Below are 19,194 nucleotides of genomic sequence, written 5' to 3'. Positions count from 1 at the left end.
AAGAAGCCGCGAGGGTACGAAACCGCGGGGCGAAACGGTGCTCCAGAATCGCTATTTCGGAAACGGCCTACAGCACGTTGTGAAAAGGTCGATTCGCCGGAGAGCATTTTTTGGTCGATCAGCCGGTTTAGGCCGTATAAACTTGCGCCACAGCGCCGGCCGGCAGATGTCTTGGCGCGTCAGACAAGAGAGTGAGTGATGGGCGCACAGTGGAAGGTTAAACACAAAGAGGCGGCTGCCAACGCCAAGGGCAAGATCTTCGGCAAACTGGTGAAGGAAATCACCATTGCCGCGCGCAACGGTGCCGATGTGGCGACCAATGCACACCTGCGGCTGGTGGTCGAGCAGGCGAAGAAGGCCTCGATGCCCCGCGAGACCCTGGAGCGCGCGATCAAGAAAGGTTCGGGCCAGCTCGGCGAAACCGTGCAGTACCACCGTGTGACCTACGAAGGGTTTGCGCCACACCAGGTGCCGTTGATCGTTGAATGCGTGACCGACAACATCAACCGTACCGTGGCTGAAATCCGCGTCGCGTTCCGCAAGGGCCAGTTGGGCGCTTCGGGTTCGGTGGCTTGGGACTTCAACCATGTCGGCATGATCGAAGCCGCTCCGGACAGCCCTGACGCCGATCCGGAAATGGCCGCCATCGAGGCCGGTGCCCAGGATTTCGAACCGGGCGAAGAGGGTGCGACGCTGTTCATCACCGATGCTGCCGACCTCGATGCGGTGCAGAAAGCGCTGCCTGCCCAGGGCTTTACGGTGTTGTCCGCCAAGCTGGGCTACCAGCCGAAAAACCCGGTCAGCGGCCTGACCGCCGAGCAGATGGCCGAGGTCGAAGCGTTCCTTGAAGGCCTCGACAACCACGATGACGTGCAGGATATGTTTGTCGGGTTGGCGGGTTAAGGGGATTCCCTAAGCGCGAAATAGTCTTTGTGGCGAGGGGATAAATCCCTCGCCACAAAGGCAAGCTGCGTTCGATCAGCCGGTGGTCAAGCTGCCGGCCAATACCCGCTCAATCTCCTCGAACCCCGGCCGCGCCAGTACATCCGGCTGACAGCAACGCGCCTCCAACGCCTGCAGCGTTGCAAATTGCCCGTCATCGCCCCTCGGCTCGATCCGTGCCAGCAACTCACCGAGCAGAATCCCGAAGGCCCTCACTTCGATGCGTTGCAGTGCGCGGGTCTGCGGAGTGTCTGCGGTGGCATGGAAAGACGCCGCGCCAAAATCCCCCAGCAGGCATTCGCCCTGGTCGTTGTAAAGGATGTTGTGTCCGTACAAATCCCCGTGGGTGATGCCCTGATGGTGCAGGTGTGCCGCCACCGAGGCGATGCCCCGGGCGATACGCAAGGCTGCGGTGGCGCTCAAGCGCAACGTGTCGGCATACACATCGCGTGTGCAGGAGGCCAGGCTCGGCAGCCCGGCCAGGTTTCGATAGCTGGGCTCGATCAGCGCCATGACCAGCCCGGCCTGTTCTTCAGGATGTCCGGCGACCTGGCCCAACACTTCAATCAGGTTCGGGTGTCGGCCCGCGGTGATGCAGGCATGCATTTCATGCAGGGGCGAGCCGTCGCTGGTCATCTCGCCCTTGTACATCTTCACCGCGACGTTTCGCGCCGGTTGGCCTGTCGGTTGCCAGAACGCTTGATGGATCACTCCCGAGGCGCCTTCGCCCAACTGTTGTCGCAGGCTCAGTTGGGCCCAGTCGATGGGTGTCGTGCTGTGCAGCGCGGCGTCTTCGGCTTGGGTTTCCAGCGGGTTACCGGCGTAGGCGAGCCAACTGAGGCGGGGCAGTTCCAACAACCATTGCGGCAGATCAACCAACCGATTGGCGGCGATACGCAGCAGCTCAAGTCGGTGACACTGGGCCAGGCTGGCGGGCAATTGCTGCAAGCGGTTGCCAGCCAGCATCAGTTTTTGCAGATGTGGGCGTTGTCCCAGTTCATCCGGCAACTGGCTGATGCGGTTGTCCGTCAGAATCAGCCAGCGCAGCAGCGGCGGCAGGGCCGCGGCGGGTACACGTTCGATGCGGTTGGCCTTGAAACCGACCATGGTCAACGTGGCACAACGGCCCAGGCATTCGGGCAGCTCAGTGAAGCGATTGTCCGAGCAGAACAGTACCCGTAGTCGGGTCAGCCGATGCAGGTCATCGGGCAGGGTCTCCAATTGGTTGCCGCTGAGATTGAGGATCTCGAGGGAGTCCGCCAGGTCGAAGATTTCCCGGGGAAACTGCGTCAGGCCGCAGGCCAGGTCCAACCGGGTGATGCCTGACAGTTGGCCGGCGCGGAGTTGGGCGAGGGTGTTCATGGGAGGGGTGGCACCGTTTATCAAGAAAAGTTCGATGCCACCTAGTTTGTTACAAAACCCTGTGGCGAGGGGATTTATCCCCGCTGGGCTGCGCAGCAGCCCCAACGCAGTCGCCCCCAACTGCCTGATTCACCGGCTTGCATGGTTTAGGGCTGCTACGCAGCCCAACGGGGATAAATCCCCTCGCCACAAATGCCAGTTCGGCTAGCGCTCGATACTACGGCTCCAACGCGCGTTCCACGCCGGACGCTGTTCGTTGACCTGGTCCCAGTCCACCGCAATCGCCGTTTCCAGGTATTGCTTCATGGCTTCCACCTGGCCGCGAGTCTTGTCAGTAGTGGGGGTGTTGGGGTTGGACGGGATCTGGTCGCCTTCTTCCAGGGCAATGGCCTGGGCTTCGGGCGCGAGCAGGAAGGCGGCGAGTTTTTGCGCCAGCTCGGGTTGGGTGTTGTGGGCGATGGCGCATTCGGCAACGTTGAGCACCACGGCGCCTTCCTTCGGTTGCGCATATTCCACGGGCATGCCCTTGAGCTTCAACGCGGTCACTTGGGTCGGCGTCAGCGGGAACAGCGCGGCTTCGTCGGTCTGCAGCATTTCGGAGATTTTCGCCGAGCTGGGGATGTATTCCAGCACGTTGCGTCCCACGGTGTTCGGCCAGGCCTTGAAGCCCGGCTCGACGTTGGTCTCGTTGCCACCCTGGATCCGGTTGAACATCAGGAAACCGTGCAGGCCGAAGGTGGACGAGGCCACCGACTGGAACACCAGTTTGTCCTTGAAGCGCGGATCGGCCATGTCCATCCATGAGGTCGGTGCGCTCCAACCTTTTTCCTTGAACAGGCGCGTGTTGTAGGCGAGCCCTGTCACACCCAGGCTGACGGCCACGGCCTGATCCTTGATACGGCCCTTAGCGGGGATTTGCGCCAGGGTCGGGCTGTCCTGGAGTTTGTCGCAAAGCCCCATGGAAATGGCGCGGTACATGATGCCGTCATCCAGGAACATGACGTGCATCTGTGGGTTGTCTTTGCTGGCCTGCACTTTCGCCAGGATGTCCGCCGAGGTCCCGGGCACGATCACCACTTTGACGTTGTTGGCTTTCTCGAAGGCCGGCAAGACCTTGTCGGCGTAGAGCCGCTCCATGGTGCCGCCGTTCATGCCCAGGTAAAGCGTTGGCTCGGCGTGTGCCTGGCCGACGGCGAGCAATGCGCTCAAGCAGGAAAAGCCCAGCAGTGCAGTGCGTTTGACGTTATTCATGGCGCGACCTTCCTCTATCAAGAAACGGAGATGGAGTGAAACCGGGTGATGGAAAACGCATCCAGCGACGTTTTCGATTCGCCGCAACAGATGATTTCGGTGAGCGCCTGGCCCACCGCCGGGCCGATCTGGAAGCCCGCTCCGGCAAAGCCGAACGCATGCAACAGGCCGGGTTGGGTGCTGCTGTGCCCGATCACCGGCTGGCGATCGGGCAGGTAGCCTTCGGTGCCGCTCCAGGTGCGAATCGCCTGGGCGCCCTCAAGGAACGGGTAGAGCTCGACCGCCTGGCGCAGGATCTCGATCACGGCGTTCTGGCCGGGCCGGGCGCGAGCGTCGTCCAGGGCGAAACCCTGGCCGCCGCCCAGCACGCAATTGCCGCGCGCAACCTGACGCGCATAAATCCCGCCGCCTTCCACGCCGGTGCTGGCATCCATCACCAAGGGCAATGGCTCGGTGACCAACATCGCCGGGTGCCCGGCATACATGGGCACGGCTTCGCCGAACTGAGCGGCGAAATGACTGGCCCAGGCGCCGGCGCAGTTCAGCAGCCAGGGTGCACGCAGCGTCAGGCCCGTTTCGGTTCGCACGGTAAAGCGCTGGCCGTCGTGCTCTACAAGGCTGACTGGACACTGTTCATGAACTTGAGCGCCATGCCGACGTGCAGCCTGGGCAAAGGCCGGGGACACCAGTCGTGGGTTGGCGTGACCGTCGTCCGGGCAAAAGGACGCGCCGACAGCCACCGCACCGACCCAGGGAAAACGCGTGTGCAGTGCCTGGCGATCCAGCAGTTGCAAGTCGAGACCGAAGCCCTGGCTGCGGGCGGCGTAGTCCTGCAACGCACGCATGTCCTCGGCGCTGCGGGCCAGTTTCAGGTGGCCGCTGCGCTGGTATTCACCATCAATGCCGATCAACTGGGGCAGCTGGCTCCAGATTTCGTGGGCCCGTTGCGACAGCGGCAGTTGAGACAAGGGCCGCCCCTGGCGTCGCACGCCGCCATAGTTCACACCGCTTGAGTGCGAGCCGCAGAAGTCCCGTTCCAGCAGCGCTACCCGACGCCCGGCCTTGCTCAGGAACAGCGCGGCCGACGAACCGACGATGCCGCCGCCGATGATCACCACGTCGACTTCGATCATGGTTCCACCTCCAGGCCAAACGGCACGGGTTTGACCGGCGCCTGTGCCCGCAAGCGACCGATGCCGCAAATGGGTCGTCCACTTTCGTGGGCGATGATTTCCGCCGCCGCGGCGCCGCACATTCTTCCCTGGCAACGCCCCATGCCGACGCGGCAATGGGCCTTGACCCGGTTGATTTCCCAATGGCCTTCGCCGATCACCCGACGGATGTCGCCGACGCTGACTTCTTCGCAGCGGCAAATCATCAGTTCGTCAGCCGTGTCGGCGGCCCAGCTTTGCGGGAAGGCAAAGGCCCGCTCCAGGCCCTGGCGGAAATGGCCGATGCGCTCGAGTTCTGTTTCCAGTTGGGTGCAGCGCTGCGGATCGACTCGGTAACCGCTGTCTTCGAGCAAGGCCAGGGCGGCGCGTTCGCCGGCTTTCTCGGCGGCGTCGGCGCCCATGATTCCCGCGCCGTCACCTGCGAGATAGACCCCGTTCACGCTGCTGCGGCCGGCGCTGTCCCGCTGGGGCAGCCAGGCGCGGTTGAGGGCGTTCCAGGTGAACTCGCAGCCCAGCAGGTCCGCCAGTTGGGTTTCGCTGCGCAAGCCGTGGGCGAAGGCCACCGCGTCGCAGTCGAGGGAATGCTCGCTTTTTGCGTTGTACCATTTCAGCGACTGCACCCGGCGCTCACCGTCGATACGCGACAGGCTCGCGCCCTGATGCACGGCGATGCCATGGGCGGTCAGCCAGCCCCGGTAGTAGAGACCCTTGGCGAGTGTGGCCGGTTGTGTCAGCAGGGCGGGCAGGGCGCGGGCCTGGGCGCGCAGAGGGGAGCTGTCGAGCACGGCGACCACATTGGCGCCGGCCTTGGCGTATTGATAGGCCACCAGATAAAGCAACGGCCCGCTGCCGGCGAACACCACGCGCTCACCGATGGCGCAACCCTGGAATTTCAGGGCGATCTGCGCGGCGCCAAGGCTGTACACGCCCGGCAACGTCCAGCCCGGTACGGGCAGGATCCGGTCGGTGGCGCCAGTGGCGACGATCAGGCTCGAATACTCCAGCCGGGCGGCACGACCTTCATGCAGGGTATCGAGCAGTCCGGCTTCGGCGTTCCATACCAGGGTGTCGGGACGATAGTCGAGCTGGTCGCGCAACTCGTCGATGGTCTGGTGGATCGAGCGGGCCTTGTGCGCTTCGAAGCCATACAACTTGGCTGGCGAGCGCTTGAAATTGGCCGGTTGCCGCCGATAGATCTGCCCGCCACCGCGCAAGGCTTCATCCAGCAGGACAGGGTACACGCCGTGGGCGACCAGGGTCTGGGCGGCACGGATTCCGGCAGGGCCGGCGCCGATGATGGCGATTGGTTTCATGATGGCCTCATCGACATGATCAGGGGATGTGTGGCGCCGTCGAAGGCGCTATCGCGAGCAGGCTCGCTCCCACAATGGATCGGTGCGGAACGCCGATTTTGTGACCGCCGCAGAACCCCTGTGGGAGCGAGCCTGCTCGCGATAGCGGTGGTCCATTCAGCAACGATGGCGGCAGGAGGATCGCTTTCGCGAGCAAGCCCGCTCCCATAGGGCATAAGTGAGCTATTCATACCTGCCGTCCCGGTTCGCGGGTGATTTGCTGGCCGGCTTCGAGCAGGGTGGCGCAGGCGCGGACGCGGCGGCCGTCGCCGAGGCGGACCCAACAGTCCTGGCAGGCGCCCATCAGGCAGAACCCCGCCCGGGGTTCGGCGCTGAAATCGCTGCCGCGCAGGTGTTCGCCGCAGGTCAGCACGGCGGTCAGCAGCGTATCGCCCAACAGGCCGCTGGCCGGCTGGCCGTCGAGGGTAAAGTCCAGGGCCGGGCGGTCGCCTTCGGCCAGTCGTTTCAGCAGCGCCATGGTGCCCTCATTGTTTGCCCACCAGAACCCGATCCAGGCCATAGATCCGGTCGAGCAGAATCATCGTCAGTGCGGTAAGCGCAATGACCAGTGCCGACACCGCCGCCATCATTGGGTCGATGGATTCGGTGGCGTACACATACATGCGCACCGGCAGGGTTTGCGTCGCCGGTGACGTGACAAAGATCGACAGGGTGACTTCATCGAAACTGTTGATGAACGCCAGCAGCCAGCCCCCGGCCACCCCCGGCAGGATCATCGGCAAGGTGATCTGCCGAAACAGCGTGAAGCGCCCGGCACCCAGGGATTGCGCAGCCTGTTCGGCACTGCGGTCCAGGCCGATGGCCGACGCCAGCACCAGGCGCAACACATAGGGCGTGATGACCAGCACGTGGGCGAAGATCAGCCAGGTGAAATTGCCGTTGACCCCCATCAGCGCAAACAACCGCAGCAGCGCCACACCCAGCACCAGGTGCGGAATGATGATCGGTGACAGGAACAGGCCGTTGAAAAAATCCCGGCCGGGAAATTCGAGGCGGGTGATTGCCAGCGCTGCCGGCACCGCGATCAACGTTGCCAGCGAGGCCGCGCAGAACGCCAGGGCCAGGCTGTTGTAGAACGCATCGACGAAATCCGCGCGCTCGAACACAGCGCGGAACCAGCGCAGGGAGAATTCCGTGGTCGGCAGGCTCAGGGTGTTTTCCGGGGTGAAGGCGACGAGACAGACCACCACCAGCGGCGCCAGCATGAACACCACGACCAAGGCATGAAACAACAGGGCGAAAGGACCGTTCCTGGACATGATGAGTTACCCCAATGACTTCTTGTAGCGGCCTTCGATCATGCGGTTCCACGACAGCATGATCAGCAGGTTGAGCAGCAACAGCGCTATGGCGATGGCCGCGCCCATGGGCCAGTTGAGTTCCGACAGGTACTGGTCGTAGATCAGCGTGGCGACCATCTTCAAACGGCGTCCGCCGAGCAGGCCGGGAATGGCGAAGGAACTGGCGGCCAGGCCGAACACAATCAGGGTGCCGGACAGCACGCCGGGCATGATCTGCGGCAGCACCACCTTGCGGATCACCGTGAATTGGCTGGCCCCCAAGGACATCGCCGCCTGTTCCGCGGCCGGGTCGAGTTTCTGCAGCGAGGTCCAGACCGGAATGATCATGAACGGCAGCATCACGTGAACCAGGGCAATCACCACGGCGAACGGCGTGTACAAAAGCTTCATGGGCGAGCCACCGAACGCTTGCAACGTCTGGTTGACCAACCCGTCGGCGCCCAGCAGCAGGCTCCAGCCGAAGGCCCGGACCACCACCGAGATCAGCAACGGGGTGAGAATCAGGATCAGGAAAATCGAGCGCCATGGCGCGCCCATGCGGCTGAGCACGTATGCTTCGGGCACGCCGATCAGCACGCACAACAGCGTGGTCAGGGCACTGATCCAGAAGGTGCGCAAAAAGATCTCGTAGAAGTACGAATCGCCCAGCAGGCTGATGTAGTGATCGAGGGTGTAAGCGTGGCTGTCGATCCCCGACCCGTAGTCGAAAACGTTGAACGACAGCACCAGCGTCAGCCCCAGGGGAATCACCAGCAGACCCAGGTACAGGGCCAGGGCCGGTGCGGACATCAGATAGCCTTGTCGGCCCCGGCGCATGCCGTCCAGCAGCTTCATGCCGGCACCTCATCGACACTCAATACACGCAACAACGCCGGATCCCAGTCCAGGCCCACCGCCGTGCCTTCGGTCATCGGCGCAGAGCCGTCATTTCGGCGTACCACGCAGAGCTCACCCAGGCTGGTCGAGACCCCATACAACCATTGGCTGCCGAGGAAGAAACGGCTGGCGATCGTGCCTTGCAGGCGGCCCGCGCCAACGGCGCACAGGTCGATTTTTTCGGGGCGCAGGCTCAGGGTCAGTTCGCCCTGGCCCGGCTGACAGGCTTGAACCACGCCGGCGCTGTCACGTTCGCCGGGCAGCAGATTGGCTTTGCCAACGAAGCCGGAAATGAAGGTAGTGCGTGGGTGTTCGTAAAGGGTGTAGGGCGTATCGATCTGAGTGATACGCCCGGCTTGCATCACCACGACGCGGTCGCTGATGGACAGCGCTTCGGACTGGTCGTGAGTGACCATCAACGTGGTGATACCGACTTCCCGCTGGATGCGGCGGATTTCGAATTGCATCTCTTCGCGCAGGTTGGCGTCGAGGTTGGACAGCGGTTCGTCGAGCAACAGCACCGGCGGTTCGATCACCAGCGCCCGGGCCAGTGCCACGCGCTGGCGCTGGCCGCCCGAGAGCTCCCGGGGGTAACGCTCGGCATGCCGGTCCAGGCGCACCAGCTTCAGCACCCGGTCTACCCGTTGCTGGAGTTCGCCGCCCGGCACCTTGCGCATGCGCAGGCCGAAGGCGACGTTGTCCCGGACGGTCATGTGGGGGAACAGCGCATAACTCTGGAACACAACGCCCAGGCCCCGGCTGGCGGGTTTGGCGTGGGTGATGTCGCGGCCGTCCAGCACGATACGCCCGCTGCTGACATCGACGAAGCCGGCGATCATTTGCAGGGTGGTGGTCTTGCCGCAACCGGAAGGACCCAGGAGCGAGACGAATTCGCCTTTTTCTACCGCGAGGTTGGTGGCAACCACGGCGTCGATATCGCCGTAGCGTTTACTCAAGTTTTCAAGTTGCACGAAAGCCATGACTGCGCTCCACCTGAGATTGTTATGCGTCGCCGTGAAGCGCGCTTTTTTGTAAGGGCAGATACGAAGGGGTGACGCAGGACACTCGGTGCGTTGGCGCTCGACCTGGATCGGCTGCCGCTGTTGTTCGAATCGCCCCTGTATGGACGCAGAGTAGGACGAAGAATAGGATGGGCTCAATGGCCTATTTCACTGAGGCGATGACTATTTTCAGTTTCATTCGACCAGTGAATTGATGAGTAAAAAACTGAATGAATAATTCCACTGATCGGAATACTGAAAAAAATGAAGTCGGAGTTGGCGCCGTTTCCAGGTTGTTTGCCGTGTTGCGCAGCTTGGGCGACACCGCCGAGGGCGGGGAGCGGGTGACGCAATTGGCCCAGCGCATCGGCCTGTCCCAGCCCACCACCCATCGCCTGCTGCGCAGCCTGATGGACGAGGGCATGGTCGAGCAGGATGGGCGCAGCAAACGCTATCGCCTGAGCCTGGACTTTTTCGCCCTGGCCGCCCGTGCTGGGAACACCGGCAACCTGCGTGAACTGGCGCGACCGGCCATGCTGCGGCTGTCGGCGTCCCTGGGGGACTCGTTGTTCCTGCTGGCGCGCAGCGGCTTCGATGCGATCTGCCTGGACCGCAGTGAAGGGCCGTTTCCGATCCGCACCTTTACCGGTGATATCGGCGGCCGAGTGGCGTTGGGCGTGGGCCAGGGCAGCCTGGCGATCCTGGCGTTCCTGCCGGAGGAGGAGCGCGACACGGTGATTCACTACAACCTGCCGCGGCTCAAGGATTTTCATCTGTACGACGAAGTCTTCCTGCGCTCGGAAGTGGAGAATGTGCGCAACCTGGGCTACGCCGGACGCAACACCGGCGTGCTGCAGGGGATGGCGGGGGTGGCGGTGCCGATCCTGGATCGCGGCGGCCGTGCCGTGGCGGCCTTGAGTGTGGCGACCATCAGCGATCGCCTGGGACCGGATCGCCTGCCGACGGTGGTGGAAATGCTCAAGCGCGAGGCGGCCTTGATCGGCCCACGGATCAACCCGTTCGACCCGTTGCTGCGCCGGCCTTCGCAGGTGTTTGGGCAGGGGTGAGGTTTCGAGCCCCTTGTGGGAGCGAGCCTGCTCGCGATAGCGGTAGGTCAGTCAGCAAGGTGTCGACTGATCCACCGCTATCGCGAGCAGGCTCGCTCCCACAGGGGAGGGCGGCGGGGGTCAGAAGTCCAGGGTCTGCTTGAGTTTTTGGGCCGCCGGCATGTCACTGGGAATCACCACCGCATAGTTGTACCCCGGGCCGGACCAGTATTCGGCCTGCAACTCGCCGTCGCGCCGGCTGCCACGGGGCAGCAGGAAATTCCTGGGCCCCGGTGGGCGCACATAGAAGCTGATCTTCTGACCGCTTTCGTCCTGGTAGACGATCATCGCCGCCGCGCCTTGCTCGGTGCTGAGCAAGCGGCCACTGACCGGTTTGAAGCCCGCGCCGGAAAGATCCGGCAGGCGATTGGCGTCGCTGAAGTAGCGGTCGAGCCAGCCTTGCATGCTGCTTTCGTCACCGGTCTGGTAATCGGCCGGCAGGATGCCCTGCTGGGCAAACAGCCGATAGGCCTGCAAGGCGTCAGCCATGGGTTGGGCGGCGCTGAGGAGGGTCATTTGACGGGCCTGCCAGCCACCGAAACCGCCCACGCTGACGGCCAGCAACAGCATCGCGGCGCTGGCCAGGTGTCGGCGTGAGCGATGTTTGAGCCGTTGGCGGATCAACGTCGGGTCGAGCGCCGGATTGGCCGGTTGTTGCAAGGCGCCACTCAGGGCCGTGCGCAGGCGCAACGCGTCCTGTTGCCAGGCCCGGACCCGGGCGGCAACGTCGGGGTGGCTGCCAAGGTAGGTGTCCATCAGGTGCTGGTCGGCTTCGCTCAATTGACGATCGACGTAGGCGTGCAGGTCGCGGTCGCTGGGGGGCATGCTGATCATTTGAGTATCCGCAGGGTGGGGCGGGTGATTTCGCCTTCGCTGAGTTGGCGCAAGGCCTGGCGGGCGCGGGACAGGCGAGACATTACGGTGCCGGTTGGCACGCCGAGGATGTCCGCGACTTGCTGGTAGCTCAAGCCTTCCACCGACACCCACAGCAACAGCGCTCGCTGCTCGGTGGTGAGTTGGTCGAAGGCCTGCAGGGACGACTGGGCGATCACGCTGCGCTCGGCCGAGGGGTGCGTCTCGTCGCGGCCGGTGAAAAATTCCAGCATGCGGGCGTAGCGTCGGGAACGGCGGTGGGCATCGAGAAACTGCCGGTACAGGATGGAAAACAGCCAGGCCCGCAAATCGCCGTCCGGACGCTTGTCGTCCCATTTTGACAAGGCCCGCTCCAGGCACGTCTGCACCAGGTCGTCGGCATTGCTCGAGTTGCGCGTCAGGGACACGGCGAACCGCCGTAGTCGGGGGATGAGCATGCGCAACTGGTCATCGAGTTCGTTCATGGGCGTTTGGCATCCGGTGAGCCGTCGCTGGGTGAGACTGGAAAGACGATCCCCGAACGAGATTATTCCAGCGTAGGAAAAATAAATACGAGGCATGGGAATAAAACCATCGGGCCTTCGTCTGACGGGTCCTTTCCTCAAATGGCCTTGAGCCTTGGAGCTTCGTCATGGTTGACCCTTCTTCTTCACCTGGCCCGGCATCGGCTCGGCCGCCGTTGAGTGCCGTCAGCCTGACGTTGCGCCTCGGTGGCATTGCGGTGATTGTTGCCGCACTGGCGGGGGCGTTTGCCTACGTCAATGGCACCCTTGACCCCCAGCGCCTGACGCCCCAGGCGCTGGTCAATGTGCTGGAAAAGAACAATGGTGTTCATCCGGGCTTCCGGCGCAATCACTCGAAGGGTGTCTGTGTCGCCGGTTATTTCGAAAGCAGCGGCGAGGCGCGAACCTATTCCAGCGCCCAGGTGTTCATGGATGCACGGACGCCGGTCGTTGGACGTTTCGCCTTGCCCAGCGGTAACCCTTACGCGCCGGACGGCAGCGTACCGATCCGCAGCCTGGCGCTACGCTTCACCCAGGCCAACGGCCAGCAATGGCGGACCGGCATGAACAGCATGCCGGTGTTCCCGGTGGGCACGCCTGAGGCGTTCTATCAGTTCCAGCAGGCCCAGTCACCGGATCCCGCCACGGGGAAACCGAACCCGACAGCAGTGCCGGCGTTCTTTGCCGCTCACCCGGAAGCCGTGCCGTTCCTGCAATGGATCAAGACCGCCAAGCCGTCGGCCAGCTATGCCACCGAAACCTACAACGGTATCAATGCGTTTTACCTGGTCAATCCGGCCGGGCAGCGTCAGGCAGTGCGCTGGGGCGTGGTCCCGCTGACTGCGGACGCGGCGGATGCGCCACCCGCCCAGGGCGCCGACTACCTGGCGCAGGACCTGACCAAGCGTCTCGCCGCCGGGCCGTTGCGCTGGCGGTTGAACATCACCCTGGCCAATCCCGGCGATCCGGTGAATGACGCCAGCAAGCCTTGGCCCACCGATCGCAAGGTGCTCAATGCCGGCACGCTGGTGCTGGAGAGTACCCAGGCGCAAGACAACGGCGAGTGCCGAGACATCAACTATGACCCGTTGATCCTGCCCAGCGGTATCGAGGGTTCCGAAGACCCGCTGCTGGCCGCGCGTTCCGCCGCGTATGCCAGTTCCTATCTGCGGCGTACCAGCGAAGTGAGCCAGTTGCCCGCCACCCAGGAGTCCCGCCCATGAGCGCCCCCCGTCACTTCGCACCCCTGGCCCGGCTGCTCCACTGGCTGATGGCATTGATGATCATCGCCATGCTGTTCATCGGCGCGGGCATGGTGGCCTCGGTGTCTGAACGGCATGAGTGGCTGCTTCAGTTGCACAAGCCCCTGGGCATCGCGATTCTATTGTTGGTGATCGTGCGCCTGGCGGTGCGCTTCACCACGCGCCCACCGGCACTGCCGAGGGATCTGCCGGGCTGGCAGGTACTGGCGGCGAAGGCCTCGCATATCTTGTTGTACGCCTTGATGTTGGTCTTGCCGCTGTTGGGCTGGGGCATGATTTCTGCGGCGGGGGACCCGGTGATGCTCAGCAGCTCGCTGCAACTGCCCTCGATCCTGCCGGCGAATGCCCAGACGTTCGCGGTGTTGCGCAAGGCCCACGGGTACCTGGCCTACCTGCTGTTCCTGACCGTGCTGGTGCATCTGGCGGCGGCACTGTTTCACGGCTGGGTGCGGCGGGATGAGGTGCTGGATAGCATGTTGCGCGGGCGTGATCGAGCTTGAGTGCTCGATAGCGTCATGGGCGAAGAAAGCCTGTGGCGAGGGGATAAATCCCCTCGCCACAGGCTGAATGGGTCAGACGGCGTCAGCGCAGCTCATCGACCATATCCGCCACAGTGCTCAGCACATCCTTGCCCAGTTGCATCGAGCGCTTGCCGGACCAGCCGGTCTGTGGGTTCGGGTGGTCGTCGTGGTCCTTGAACGGCATTTCCAGGGTCAAGGAGAGGCAGTCGTATTTCTGGCCGACCGCATTGCAGGCCAAGGTCATGTTTGCCTGGCCCGGTTCGTCGCGGGTGTAGCCATGCGTGGTCTGGAAGTCCTTGGTCTGGTGCTTGAGGTGGCTGCGAAAGCGCTCTTCAAGCTTGGCAATGCGGGGTGTGTAGCCGGGGTTGCCCTCGCTACCGGCGGTGAAGACGTGGGGGATGGTCTCGTCACCGTGGATGTCGAGGAACAGATCGACGCCATACTTTTCCATTTGCTGCTGTACGAAGAATACCTCGGGGCTGATTTCCGGGTTGGCGTCCTGCCAGGCACGGTTGAGGTCCTGGCCCATGGCGTTGGTGCGCAGATGCCCATGGAACGCGCCGTCCGGGTTCATGTTCGGCACCAGATAGAGATCGGCCTTGGCCAGCAACCGGTTCAGTTGGGCGTCGTCCTGATCCTGCAGACGTTCGATCACGCCCTCCATGAACCATTCGGCCATGTGCTCGCCGGGGTGCTGCTGGGCGATGATCCAGACCTTGCGCCGGCCTTCGGCACCGCTGCCTTTACGCAGCAACTGGATATCACGTCCCTCGACGCTTTTACCGGTGGCCAGCAGTTCGATTCCGGCCTTGTGCTGCGCCTGCTCGATCAGCCAGTCATGGCGGCCACGGCTGTAGGGCTCAAAATAGGCAAACCAGGCGTGAGGCTGTTCGGCTTCCAGGTAGAAACGCAGGGAGTCGCCTTCGAACTGGGTGGGCACACGGAACCAGTTGACATGATCGTAGGAAGCAACGGCCTGGTAACCCGGCCATCCTTTGCTGTAGGTCGATTGACTGGCGTTGAGCAGGCGGAAGGAATATTCATGGCCCACATGCAAGCCGCTGGCCTTGAAGTGGAACCACTGGAAGTGGGCGCTGCGGGTGTCGGGACGGATTTTCAGCAGCGATTGCAACGGGTTGCTGATGTCCACGACCTGGATATTGCCGCTGTCGAAATTGGCGCTGATATCAAAAGACGATTTAGCCACGGTCACGATTCCTTTGAGAGGATTTCCATGGCCGTTACTTTACACGCAAGGAAGGGTAGATCGAGACGAATTGCGTCATAAAACAGGGGGCGTCCTCCCTGGACGCAGAAACAGCTTAGAGAGTCCACACCTGATTCTCAAGTGCTGGCTGTCGATAGTTTTTGCCGGTCTGACGAGGCTTTGAAAATGGAAAATCCTAGCCGTTATCGAATCAGTAACCCCCCGTCAAAGACTTCATTGGCCTGAAGCCATCAGCCGGAAAATCGGCAAAAAAAAGACCCGGCAAAGAGCCGGGTCAAAAACCGTGATTAGCCTGATGAGGAGATACTCCAGAAGTCCGACCTAAGGCCTTCTGGACTATCGACCGATCTCGCGATCAGTTGATGCAATAATAATCATTATCATTTGCAAGTCAAATGTTTTTATTGCGCGCATTGGAAAATATGTCCTGACGCCCGCGTCCACGATGCGGTTCTCGTTGATTCAAGCTGCTTATCGAGTCGGGTAGCCGTCCAGGGACCGATCCAGCATGACCTTGGCCAGATCAATCATATGCACCACCGAGAATGCCAGGTCACGGTTCGAACCCTGTAACCGGTTGGCGGACTCGTGAGCGGTGGCTGCCGCACAGCGCAGCAGGTCGCACGCATGGACAAGGGCTTCTTCGCCATTGATATTGCGGTTCACGTCGAAAAAGCGGTGTTCCTGTTCATCCGAAACACTCGGTTTCAAGTAATAGTCCAAGGCCCGTTGGGCGGCCGGGCAATCCTGTAGCGAGGGGAACGGGGTGTTGGAAGGGGCTGTGGGCTCGTCTTTGCTGAGTGTATCCATGGTGTCGAGTTTCTCCGTAGTGGGCTGAAATCCTCGATCCAGAATAGTACGCATCGTAATTGTGACGGCAATTTAAATACTACAATATGTGTTTTGATGGTCGGAGTCATCCACGTATCGTGCCGCTCATGGATAAATGGATAGAGTTGGTCAAGGCCAAAATGAAGGAGCTGCGCGTCACGCAAGTGGTGCTCGCAGAGCGTCTGGGCATGTCACAGGGCGGCGTCGGCCATTGGCTGACCAAGCGCCGGGAGCCCAGTGTCGAAGACATGAACCGGGTCCTGCAGGCGTTGGGGATGGAGTTCCTCGAAGTGGCGATGGTGATCCGCGAGCCGGATACGTCGACCGAAGAGGGCATGGCCCTGGCGCAGAAGTACAACCCGTACTTCCGCTACCCGGTGAGTGACTGGCACGACGTCGGCGAAATCCGCGAAGTCGATCCCGAGCGCTACAGCCAGGCGCGTTATGAGTTGACGGATTACCACGCCCAAGGCGATGCATTCTGGCTGGTGGTGATGGGCGATGCGATGACCGCACCCACCGGGCTGAGCATTCCCGAGGGCATGTCGATCCTGGTGGACCCGGCCATCGAGGCGGTGCCCGGCAAGCTGGTGGTTGCCCAGTTGCCGGGCAGCAGCGATGCAACCTTTCGCAAGTTGATCGAGGAGAGCGGGCAGCAGTACCTGGTACCGCTCAACCCGACTTACCCGAAAAACCTGTACACCGAGCAATGCCGCATCATCGGTGTGGTCGTGCAGGCGACCATCAGGTTCTAACCGGATCGGCCCTTGGACGGGGCCGATGCCTATTCTTCGAATGCCACCAGTGCGCTGCCCTCGCTGACCATTTCCCCTTCCTGGCAATACAGCGCCTTGATCACACCGGCCTTGGGCGCACGAATGCTGTGTTCCATTTTCATCGCTTCCAGGACCACCAGTTGCGCGCCAGCCTCTACTGCCTGGCCGGGGCTCACCAACACCCGCACGATGCTGCCGTTCATGGGCGCGGTCAGGCCGCCCTCGTGGCTGTGGCTGGCTTCGGCGGCGGCCAGCGGATCGTACAGCTCGACGCGACGCAGATCGCCCTGCCATTGCAGATACAGGCTGTCGCCCTGGCGGATGGCTCGATGGCTATGGCGCAGGCCGTTGTGGTCGATCACCAGGTGTTCACCGCGAAGCTCCGCGGCCGTGGCCTGGACGTCCAGTGTCATCGCTCGATCCTGGTCCTCGCAGCTCAAATGCAACGTGGTTTCCCTTGGCAGTCCCAAACGCAGACCGGAGGTATCGGACCAGGGGGAAGCGGCATCGTCGGGGCGTACCCGCGGCGTCAGACCCAAGGCAAAACCTTGGGCGGCTGCGGACCAGAAGTCGTCATCCAGTTCACCAGGTGCTGGCAGTAATTGCGCCTGGTAGCGTGGGATAAAACCGGTGTCCAGCTCCGCCGCGGCGAAGGCCGGGTGGGCGATGATGCGACGCAGGAAGCCGATGTTGGTTTTCAACCCGCCGATGGCAAACTCATCGAGCATGCTCAACAGTCGCAACCGCGCCTGTTCACGATCCTCGCCCCAGGCAATCAGCTTGCCGAGCATTGGGTCGTAGAAGGGCGAGATCTCATCACCCTCTTCGACGCCGCTGTCGACCCGCCGTCCCGGCCCTGCGGCCGATTCGCGGTACAGCGCCAGGCGCCCGGTGGCCGGAAGGAAGTCGTTGGCCGGGTCTTCGGCATATAGCCGTACTTCGATGGCGTGGCCCGACAGTGGGACCTGTTCCTGGGTGATCGGCAGCGGCTCGCCCTGAGCAACGCGAATCTGCCAGGCCACCAGGTCCAGCCCGGTGATCGCTTCGGTGACCGGGTGCTCGACCTGCAACCGGGTGTTCATTTCCATGAAGAAAAACTCGCCCCGCGAATCCAGCAGGAACTCCACCGTGCCGGCGCCGACGTAGCCAATCGCCTGGGCCGCGCGCACGGCGGCCTCGCCCATTGCCCGGCGCAGTTCCGGAGTCAGGCCTGGGGCGGGAGCCTCTTCAACGACTTTCTGGTGACGGCGCTGAATCGAACAATCGCGTTCGTTGAGGTACAGGCAATGGCCGTGCTGGTCGGCGAACACCTGAATCTCAACGTGACGTGGTTTGAGCAGGTATTTCTCAACCAGCATCCGCGAGTCGCCGAACGACGATTGCGCCTCACGCTGCGCTGAGGCCAGGGCTTCGGCCAGTTGGCTGACGTCTTCGACGACTTTCATGCCCTTGCCGCCGCCCCCGGCGGTGGCCTTGAGCAGCACCGGGTAACCGATACGCTCGGCGGCGGCGCGGAACGTCTCCAGATCCTGGGCTTCGCCATGGTAACCGGGCACAAGGGGCACGCCGGCGGTTTCCATCAGGGCCTTGGCCGCGGATTTGCTGCCCATGGCATCAATGGCCGAGGCGGGCGGGCCAAGGAAAATCAGCCCGGCGTTTTCGATGGCACGGGCGAACCCGGCATTCTCCGAAAGAAAACCGTAACCAGGGTGGATGGCCTGGGCGCCACTGGCCTGGGCGGCGGCGATCAACTTGTCGATTTGCAGGTAGCTGTCGGCCGCCTTGCTGCCGCCCAGGTCGACCCGGATGTCGGCTTCGCGGCTGTGGCGGGCGTCGCGGTCGGTGGCGCTGTGCACCGCAACCGTGGTCAGGCCCATGGCCTTGGCGGTACGCATCACGCGGCAAGCGATTTCACCGCGATTGGCCACCAGCACGGTGGTGAGGACAGGGGCGCTCATCAACGGGGCTCCTTGTGTTTCGACGGGGCAGGTTTCGAAGGGGCAGGGGGCGACTCGGCCTGCCAGTTCGGCGGCCGCTTCTGCAGAAAGGCGCGCAGGCCCTCCTGCCCCTCCGGGCTGACGCGGATGCGGGCGATGGCATTCTCGGTATACCGTCGCAGCGCCGGGGTCAGGGCGCCGTTGCCGACTTCGCGCAGCAGTTCCTTGCTGGCGCGCATGGCCGCCGGGCTGTTGAGCAACAGGTTATCGATCCATTGCGCGACTTGATCGTCCAGCGCCTCGGGAGGGTAACTTTCCGACAGCAAGCCGATCTCTTTCGCACGTTGTCCGCCGAAACGTTCAGCGGTGAGGGCGTAGCGTCGGGCTGCCCGTTCGCCAATGGCCTGCACCACGAATGGGCTGATCACCGCCGGGGCCAGGCCAATGCGCACTTCCGACAGGCAGAATTGCGCATCATCGGCGCCGATGGCCATGTCGCAGGCGCTGATCAACCCCAGCGCGCCGCCAAAGGCCGCGCCTTGGACGACTGCCAGCGTCGGAATCTTCAACTTGGCGAGGTTGTACATCAGCTCCGCCAGTTCCCGGGCGTCGTCGAGATTGGTGTGGTAGTCGAGCTCGGCGGACTGTTGCATCCAGGCCAGGTCGGCGCCGGCACTGAAGTGTTTGCCACGACCGCGGATCAGCAGGAAGCGCACGCTTTGATCGCTGCTGACCTGGTCCAACGCGAGGATCAGCTCGCGGATCATTTCGGCGTTGAACGCATTGTTCTTCGACTCGCGGCTCAACCACAGGGTGGCAACGCCGCGCGGGTCGGTCAGCAATTCGAGGGTGTTGAAGTGGTCCATGGGCATTCCCCGG

At 62.9% G+C, this 19,194-nt stretch carries 19 protein-coding genes; 5 read left to right on the top strand and 14 right to left on the bottom strand.

The annotated features are described in order from the left end of the window. Positions 1–198: 198 nt before the first annotated feature. Entirely contained in the window at positions 199–903 is a 705-nt protein-coding gene (locus tag CGA22_RS01720) for a YebC/PmpR family DNA-binding transcriptional regulator (RefSeq protein ID WP_041021296.1), read from the top strand. A gap of 75 nt (positions 904–978) precedes the next feature. Here CGA22_RS01720 and CGA22_RS01715 read toward each other — a convergent pair whose 3' ends face one another. The 8 genes from CGA22_RS01715 to CGA22_RS01680 all read right to left on the bottom strand — a co-directional run bounded on the left by CGA22_RS01715 (position 979) and on the right by CGA22_RS01680 (position 9,257). After that, positions 979–2,304, bottom strand: coding sequence for a leucine-rich repeat-containing protein kinase family protein (locus CGA22_RS01715; protein WP_041021297.1), 1,326 nt, complete (start codon positions 2,302–2,304; stop codon positions 979–981). Between the two features lie 204 nt (positions 2,305–2,508). Further along, a complete protein-coding gene (locus tag CGA22_RS01710; protein ID WP_041021298.1) occupies positions 2,509–3,555 on the bottom strand; it encodes an ABC transporter substrate-binding protein in 1,047 nt (348 codons plus the stop codon). Between the two features lie 17 nt (positions 3,556–3,572). Then, the gene (locus CGA22_RS01705) at positions 3,573–4,688 is read right to left on the bottom strand and encodes an NAD(P)/FAD-dependent oxidoreductase (protein WP_041021299.1); all 1,116 of its coding nucleotides are present in this window, start codon (positions 4,686–4,688) and stop codon (positions 3,573–3,575) included. Beyond that, positions 4,685–6,040 carry an NAD(P)/FAD-dependent oxidoreductase gene (locus CGA22_RS01700; RefSeq protein WP_041021300.1) on the bottom strand — a complete coding sequence of 452 codons (1,356 nt, stop codon included), beginning with the start codon at positions 6,038–6,040 and terminating at the stop codon, positions 4,685–4,687. The genes CGA22_RS01705 and CGA22_RS01700 overlap by 4 nt, the downstream gene beginning before the upstream one ends. Positions 6,041–6,266: 226 nt before the next feature. Then, positions 6,267–6,557, bottom strand: a complete 291-nt coding sequence (locus CGA22_RS01695) for a (2Fe-2S)-binding protein (RefSeq protein WP_041020092.1) — start codon at positions 6,555–6,557, stop codon at positions 6,267–6,269. A gap of 7 nt (positions 6,558–6,564) precedes the next feature. Beyond that, positions 6,565–7,359: an ABC transporter permease gene (locus CGA22_RS01690; protein ID WP_041020093.1), complete on the bottom strand. Its 795-nt coding sequence runs from the start codon at positions 7,357–7,359 to the stop codon at positions 6,565–6,567. 6 nt (positions 7,360–7,365) lie between these two features. After that, positions 7,366–8,235 (bottom strand): ABC transporter permease, encoded by an 870-nt coding sequence (locus CGA22_RS01685; RefSeq protein ID WP_041020094.1) that lies wholly within the window; start codon positions 8,233–8,235, stop codon positions 7,366–7,368. Next, positions 8,232–9,257 (bottom strand): ABC transporter ATP-binding protein, encoded by a 1,026-nt coding sequence (locus CGA22_RS01680; protein ID WP_041020095.1) that lies wholly within the window; start codon positions 9,255–9,257, stop codon positions 8,232–8,234. The genes CGA22_RS01685 and CGA22_RS01680 overlap by 4 nt, the downstream gene beginning before the upstream one ends. A gap of 251 nt (positions 9,258–9,508) precedes the next feature. On the opposite strand from CGA22_RS01680, the gene CGA22_RS01675 reads away from it, so the two are divergent. Beyond that, positions 9,509–10,345: an IclR family transcriptional regulator gene (locus CGA22_RS01675; protein ID WP_041020096.1), complete on the top strand. Its 837-nt coding sequence runs from the start codon at positions 9,509–9,511 to the stop codon at positions 10,343–10,345. A gap of 120 nt (positions 10,346–10,465) precedes the next feature. Here the strand turns inward: CGA22_RS01675 and CGA22_RS01670 are convergent, their stop codons facing one another. Together CGA22_RS01670 and CGA22_RS01665 are read right to left on the bottom strand one after the other, a co-directional pair. Further along, positions 10,466–11,218: an anti-sigma factor family protein gene (locus CGA22_RS01670; RefSeq protein ID WP_041022060.1), complete on the bottom strand. Its 753-nt coding sequence runs from the start codon at positions 11,216–11,218 to the stop codon at positions 10,466–10,468. Then, positions 11,215–11,721, bottom strand: a complete 507-nt coding sequence (locus CGA22_RS01665; protein ID WP_041022061.1) for a sigma-70 family RNA polymerase sigma factor — start codon at positions 11,719–11,721, stop codon at positions 11,215–11,217. Before CGA22_RS01665 ends, CGA22_RS01670 begins: the two co-directional genes overlap by 4 nt. A gap of 167 nt (positions 11,722–11,888) precedes the next feature. Between CGA22_RS01665 and CGA22_RS01660 the strand changes: the two genes are divergently transcribed. Together CGA22_RS01660 and CGA22_RS01655 are read left to right on the top strand one after the other, a co-directional pair. Next, a complete protein-coding gene (locus CGA22_RS01660) occupies positions 11,889–12,983 on the top strand; it encodes a catalase family peroxidase (protein WP_188258466.1) in 1,095 nt (364 codons plus the stop codon). Next, a complete protein-coding gene (locus tag CGA22_RS01655; protein WP_041022406.1) occupies positions 12,980–13,522 on the top strand; it encodes a cytochrome b in 543 nt (180 codons plus the stop codon). Before CGA22_RS01660 ends, CGA22_RS01655 begins: the two co-directional genes overlap by 4 nt. Positions 13,523–13,604: 82 nt before the next feature. Here the strand turns inward: CGA22_RS01655 and CGA22_RS01650 are convergent, their stop codons facing one another. After that, the gene (locus CGA22_RS01650) at positions 13,605–14,756 is read right to left on the bottom strand and encodes a M14-type cytosolic carboxypeptidase (protein WP_041022407.1); all 1,152 of its coding nucleotides are present in this window, start codon (positions 14,754–14,756) and stop codon (positions 13,605–13,607) included. 486 nt (positions 14,757–15,242) lie between these two features. Then, positions 15,243–15,581, bottom strand: a complete 339-nt coding sequence (locus CGA22_RS01645) for a DUF6124 family protein (RefSeq protein WP_041022408.1) — start codon at positions 15,579–15,581, stop codon at positions 15,243–15,245. 128 nt (positions 15,582–15,709) lie between these two features. On the opposite strand from CGA22_RS01645, the gene CGA22_RS01640 reads away from it, so the two are divergent. Then, the gene (locus CGA22_RS01640; RefSeq protein WP_041022409.1) at positions 15,710–16,357 is read left to right on the top strand and encodes a LexA family protein; all 648 of its coding nucleotides are present in this window, start codon (positions 15,710–15,712) and stop codon (positions 16,355–16,357) included. Positions 16,358–16,386: 29 nt separating this feature from the next. On the opposite strand, the gene CGA22_RS01635 is transcribed toward CGA22_RS01640, so the two are convergent. Both CGA22_RS01635 and CGA22_RS01630 read right to left on the bottom strand, forming a co-directional pair. Beyond that, a complete protein-coding gene (locus CGA22_RS01635) occupies positions 16,387–18,336 on the bottom strand; it encodes an acetyl/propionyl/methylcrotonyl-CoA carboxylase subunit alpha (protein ID WP_041022410.1) in 1,950 nt (649 codons plus the stop codon). Then, positions 18,336–19,181, bottom strand: coding sequence for a gamma-carboxygeranoyl-CoA hydratase (locus CGA22_RS01630; protein ID WP_041022411.1), 846 nt, complete (start codon positions 19,179–19,181; stop codon positions 18,336–18,338). Before CGA22_RS01630 ends, CGA22_RS01635 begins: the two co-directional genes overlap by 1 nt. Positions 19,182–19,194 lie beyond the last annotated feature (13 nt).

The sequence above is a fragment of the Pseudomonas sp. PSB18 genome (assembly GCF_014596565.1).
GTDB lineage: Bacteria > Pseudomonadota > Gammaproteobacteria > Pseudomonadales > Pseudomonadaceae > Aquipseudomonas.
This window is presented reverse-complemented; position numbering and strand designations above follow the sequence as displayed.

What these genes read in the sequence shown, in the direction of transcription:
- CGA22_RS01710 (WP_041021298.1), bottom strand. Translation starts at nt 3,555, where the DNA reads ATGAATAACGTCAAACGCACTGCACTGCTGGGCTTTTCCTGCTTGAGC.
- CGA22_RS01660 (WP_188258466.1), top strand. Translation starts at nt 11,889, where the DNA reads ATGGTTGACCCTTCTTCTTCACCTGGCCCGGCATCGGCTCGGCCGCCG.
- CGA22_RS01715 (WP_041021297.1), bottom strand. Translation starts at nt 2,304, where the DNA reads ATGAACACCCTCGCCCAACTCCGCGCCGGCCAACTGTCAGGCATCACC.
- CGA22_RS01705 (WP_041021299.1), bottom strand. Translation starts at nt 4,688, where the DNA reads ATGATCGAAGTCGACGTGGTGATCATCGGCGGCGGCATCGTCGGTTCG.
- CGA22_RS01640 (WP_041022409.1), top strand. Translation starts at nt 15,710, where the DNA reads ATGGATAAATGGATAGAGTTGGTCAAGGCCAAAATGAAGGAGCTGCGC.
- CGA22_RS01680 (WP_041020095.1), bottom strand. Translation starts at nt 9,257, where the DNA reads ATGGCTTTCGTGCAACTTGAAAACTTGAGTAAACGCTACGGCGATATC.
- CGA22_RS01670 (WP_041022060.1), bottom strand. Translation starts at nt 11,218, where the DNA reads ATGATCAGCATGCCCCCCAGCGACCGCGACCTGCACGCCTACGTCGAT.
- CGA22_RS01645 (WP_041022408.1), bottom strand. Translation starts at nt 15,581, where the DNA reads ATGGATACACTCAGCAAAGACGAGCCCACAGCCCCTTCCAACACCCCG.
- CGA22_RS01700 (WP_041021300.1), bottom strand. Translation starts at nt 6,040, where the DNA reads ATGAAACCAATCGCCATCATCGGCGCCGGCCCTGCCGGAATCCGTGCC.
- CGA22_RS01630 (WP_041022411.1), bottom strand. Translation starts at nt 19,181, where the DNA reads ATGGACCACTTCAACACCCTCGAATTGCTGACCGACCCGCGCGGCGTT.
- CGA22_RS01675 (WP_041020096.1), top strand. Translation starts at nt 9,509, where the DNA reads ATGAATAATTCCACTGATCGGAATACTGAAAAAAATGAAGTCGGAGTT.
- CGA22_RS01685 (WP_041020094.1), bottom strand. Translation starts at nt 8,235, where the DNA reads ATGAAGCTGCTGGACGGCATGCGCCGGGGCCGACAAGGCTATCTGATG.
- CGA22_RS01665 (WP_041022061.1), bottom strand. Translation starts at nt 11,721, where the DNA reads ATGAACGAACTCGATGACCAGTTGCGCATGCTCATCCCCCGACTACGG.
- CGA22_RS01655 (WP_041022406.1), top strand. Translation starts at nt 12,980, where the DNA reads ATGAGCGCCCCCCGTCACTTCGCACCCCTGGCCCGGCTGCTCCACTGG.
- CGA22_RS01690 (WP_041020093.1), bottom strand. Translation starts at nt 7,359, where the DNA reads ATGTCCAGGAACGGTCCTTTCGCCCTGTTGTTTCATGCCTTGGTCGTG.
- CGA22_RS01635 (WP_041022410.1), bottom strand. Translation starts at nt 18,336, where the DNA reads ATGAGCGCCCCTGTCCTCACCACCGTGCTGGTGGCCAATCGCGGTGAA.
- CGA22_RS01720 (WP_041021296.1), top strand. Translation starts at nt 199, where the DNA reads ATGGGCGCACAGTGGAAGGTTAAACACAAAGAGGCGGCTGCCAACGCC.
- CGA22_RS01695 (WP_041020092.1), bottom strand. Translation starts at nt 6,557, where the DNA reads ATGGCGCTGCTGAAACGACTGGCCGAAGGCGACCGCCCGGCCCTGGAC.